The sequence below is a fragment of the Streptomyces sp. S6 genome (assembly GCF_054880855.1).
Genome location: NZ_JBTYMC010000499.1, coordinates 1 through 3,174 on the forward strand (window position 1 = coordinate 1; position 3,174 = coordinate 3,174).

Here is a 3,174-nt window from a genome sequence, read left to right on the forward strand (position 1 = left end):
CACGTCGGCCTCCCTGTCTCTGCACTCGATGGTAGGCCGCACCCTACTCAGACCGTTAGCCCGCCGACCACCCCGTACCCGTACACCGCCGCGTGCTCGGCGGACAGTGCCGCCTGGACAGCGTCCAGCTCCGCGCTCATCGCGCTCCCTCCGTCAACACGTACGCGTGCACGGCCCCCGCCGCCGCGACCGACGCCAGCAGCCGCGCCAGGTCACCGGGCACCGTCAGCAGCTCGGCGGCCCGCCGATCGGCCAACACCCGCTCGGCGGAGGCGAGTTGGGAGAGGGCGGTCTTGTCGTCGACGGGAGCGGGGGTGGGGGACGCCGACGGTGACGCCGACGGTGATGCCGACCCCGTCGTACCCCCCGTACTCCCCCCGAACGCCCCCACATGCCGAGTCACCTCCGCCCGCAGCGGCTCCAGCACCCCCGCCAGACCCGGACGCGCGGCGAGGGCGGCGTCGTAGCGGGCCAGCAGGGCCTTGCTGTCCCGCACCGCACGTGCGCGGACGCGTTGGGAGACGGAGGGGGTGTCCGAGGCGGTCTCCTCGGTGGAGGAGCCGGAGGAGCAGCCCGCGAGGAGGGCGGCGGCGGCACCCGCGCCGGTCAGGAGGGTTCTTCGGCGCGGACCCCGGGGGGTGCGCGGCGGGGAGTACGGCACGTCAGACGTCCTCTGGATGGTCGTCGAAGGAATGGTCGGGCCCGACTGCGATCACCGTACCGGCGGCCCCCGCCCCCGGCGTCGCCAGGCACGGTCCGTCGGCCGAAGACCAGACGGGTGGACGGCAACACTCCTCGCGACCGGATACCCTTTGACCAGACACGCGAACCGTTCCACAACAGCACACGCGGCCGAGGAGTCACCCGGATGAGCACCACCCAGAGCGAGGGGCTGCGAGAGCTCCTGGAGCCGCTCGTCACCTCCCAGGGCCTGGACCTCGAAGAGATCGCGGTGGAGACCGTCGGCCGCAAGCGCGTGCTGCGTGTCGTCGTCGACTCGGACTCCGGGGCCGACCTGGACGCCGTCGCCGATGTGAGCCGCGCGCTCTCGGCGAAGCTCGACGAGACGAACGCGATGGGCGACGCCGCGTACGACCTGGAGGTCGGCACCCCCGGCGCCGAGCGCCCCCTCAAGGAGCACCGGCACTACGTGCGCGCCGTCGACCGCCTGGTCAGGTTCCAGCTCACCGACGGCGGTGACGTCACCGCCCGCATCCTCGCCGTGGACGACGAGGGCCTCGACCTGGAGGTGCCCGGCGTGAAGGGCCGCAAGGCCACCGCCCGCAGGCTCGCCTTCGGCGACATCGACAAGGCCCGCGTCCAGGTCGAGTTCAACCGCAAGAACAACGAAGAGAACGAGAAGGAAGAGGAGGCGTAGCCGTGGACATCGACATGAGTGCCCTGCGGGGTCTGGTACGGGAGAAGGAGATCTCCTTCGACCTGCTGGTCGAGGCGATCGAGTCGGCCCTCCTCATCGCCTACCACCGCACCGAGGGAAGCCGCCGCCGCGCGCGCGTCAAGCTCGACCGCGAGAGCGGTCACGTGACCGTGTGGGCGAAGGAGGACCCGGACGACGTCGAGGAGGGGCAGGAGCCCCGCGAGTTCGACGACACCCCGTCGGACTTCGGCCGGATCGCCGCCAGCACCGCCAAGCAGGTCATCCTCCAGCGTCTGCGCGACGCCGAGGACGACGCGACGCTCGGCGAGTACGCCGGCCGTGAGGGCGACATCGTCACCGGCGTCGTCCAGCAGGGCCGCGACCCGAAGAACGTGCTGGTCGACATCGGCAAGATGGAGGCCATGCTGCCGGTGCAGGAGCAGGTCCCCGGCGAGACGTACACGCACGGCCTGCGCATCAGGTCGTACGTCGTGCGCGTCGCCAAGGGGGTGCGCGGCCCGTCCGTCACCCTCTCCCGCACGCACCCCAACCTGGTGAAGAAGCTCTTCGCCCTGGAGGTGCCGGAGATCGCCGACGGCTCCGTCGAGATCGCCGCGATCGCCCGCGAGGCCGGTCACCGCACGAAGATCGCCGTCCGCTCCACACGCAGCGGCCTGAACGCCAAGGGTGCCTGCATCGGCCCGATGGGCGGCCGGGTGCGCAACGTCATGGGTGAGCTGAACGGCGAGAAGATCGACATCGTCGACTGGTCGGACGACCCGGCGGAGATGGTCGCGAACGCGCTGTCACCCGCCCGGGTGTCGAAGGTGGAGGTCGTCGACCTCGGCGCCCGCTCCGCACGGGTGACCGTGCCGGACTACCAGCTGTCGCTGGCGATCGGCAAGGAGGGCCAGAACGCCCGCCTCGCCGCCCGCCTCACCGGCTGGCGCATCGACATCCGGCCGGACACCGAACAGCAGGAGCCGCAGGCCGGGGAATAGATCACGCCGGTCAACGGCTGGATCACGTCAGTTATATCGCGGCACGTGTTCGACTCCTGACCCAAAGGGGTGAGGTCGCCGCGGGGAGGTAGACTTAAAGGTGTCTGGCCGGACGCACGCCCGAGCATGCCCTGAACGCACCTGTGTGGGGTGCCGGGAGCGATCGGCCAAGACAACACTGCTGCGCATCGTGGCGGCCGAGGGCGAATGCGTCCCCGACCCTCGCGGTACGCTGCCCGGCCGGGGCGCGTATCTGCACCCCGTCCCCGTCTGTCTCGACCAGGCGGTACGCCGCCGGGCGTTCACGCGGGCCTTGCGAGCCCCGGGTGCGCTCGACACAAAGGTGTTGCGCCGATACGTCGAGGAGACGACCGTTGCCGATCAGGCGACACCGTAAGGAAGTGGCGCGCGGACCGTCCGCGTGGCCAGGTACCCCGCGAGTTGGAAGTAGGTCGAGATTGCGATGAGCACTCGATGAGCACGCGATGAGTACGCCCATGAAGTAGCGACGGTCCGGACTGAACCCGGACCTCAAAGGAGCGAAGTGGCTAAGGTCCGGGTATACGAACTCGCCAAGGAGTTCGGTGTGGAGAGCAAGGCCGTCATGGCCAAGCTCCAGGAACTCGGTGAATTCGTCCGTTCGGCGTCTTCGACCATCGAAGCGCCCGTTGTACGCAAGCTGACGGACGCCTTCCAGGGCGGCGGCAAGCCCGCCCCTCGCAAGGCTGCCCCCAAGCCCGGCGCGCCCTCCCCGGCGACGTCGGCACGTCCGGCTCCGCCGAAGCCGCCCGCCCC

General features: G+C 70.5%; 5 protein-coding genes and 1 pseudogene. 4 read left to right on the top strand and 2 right to left on the bottom strand.

Going from position 1 to position 3,174, the window contains the following annotated elements; genetic code table 11:
* Positions 1 to 59 precede the first annotated feature (59 nt).
* Together ACVNF4_RS34270 and ACVNF4_RS34275 are read right to left on the bottom strand one after the other, a co-directional pair.
* A pseudogene (locus tag ACVNF4_RS34270) lies at positions 60 to 164 on the bottom strand (DUF4439 domain-containing protein); the annotation flags it as partial.
* Positions 137 to 661: a hypothetical protein gene (locus tag ACVNF4_RS34275; RefSeq protein ID WP_461806772.1), complete on the bottom strand. Its 525-nt coding sequence runs from the start codon at positions 659 to 661 to the stop codon at positions 137 to 139. The gene ACVNF4_RS34275 and the pseudogene ACVNF4_RS34270, both read right to left, overlap by 28 nt.
* A gap of 207 nt (positions 662 to 868) precedes the next feature.
* Here ACVNF4_RS34275 and rimP point away from each other — a divergent pair, with 207 nt between their 5' ends.
* The 4 genes from rimP to ACVNF4_RS34295 form a co-directional block, all read left to right on the top strand.
* Complete coding sequence (gene rimP, locus ACVNF4_RS34280; RefSeq protein ID WP_461806773.1) at positions 869 to 1,378, top strand: ribosome maturation factor RimP; 510 nt, start codon at positions 869 to 871, stop codon at positions 1,376 to 1,378.
* Positions 1,379 to 1,380: 2 nt separating this feature from the next.
* Positions 1,381 to 2,379, top strand: a complete 999-nt coding sequence (gene nusA, locus ACVNF4_RS34285) for a transcription termination factor NusA (RefSeq protein WP_461806774.1) — start codon at positions 1,381 to 1,383, stop codon at positions 2,377 to 2,379.
* Positions 2,380 to 2,479: 100 nt separating this feature from the next.
* Positions 2,480 to 2,776, top strand: coding sequence for a YlxR family protein (locus tag ACVNF4_RS34290; RefSeq protein WP_461806775.1), 297 nt, complete (start codon positions 2,480 to 2,482; stop codon positions 2,774 to 2,776).
* A gap of 147 nt (positions 2,777 to 2,923) precedes the next feature.
* Positions 2,924 to 3,174 (top strand): translation initiation factor IF-2 N-terminal domain-containing protein (locus tag ACVNF4_RS34295; RefSeq protein WP_461806776.1); only part of this gene is annotated, 251 nt, incomplete at its 3' end.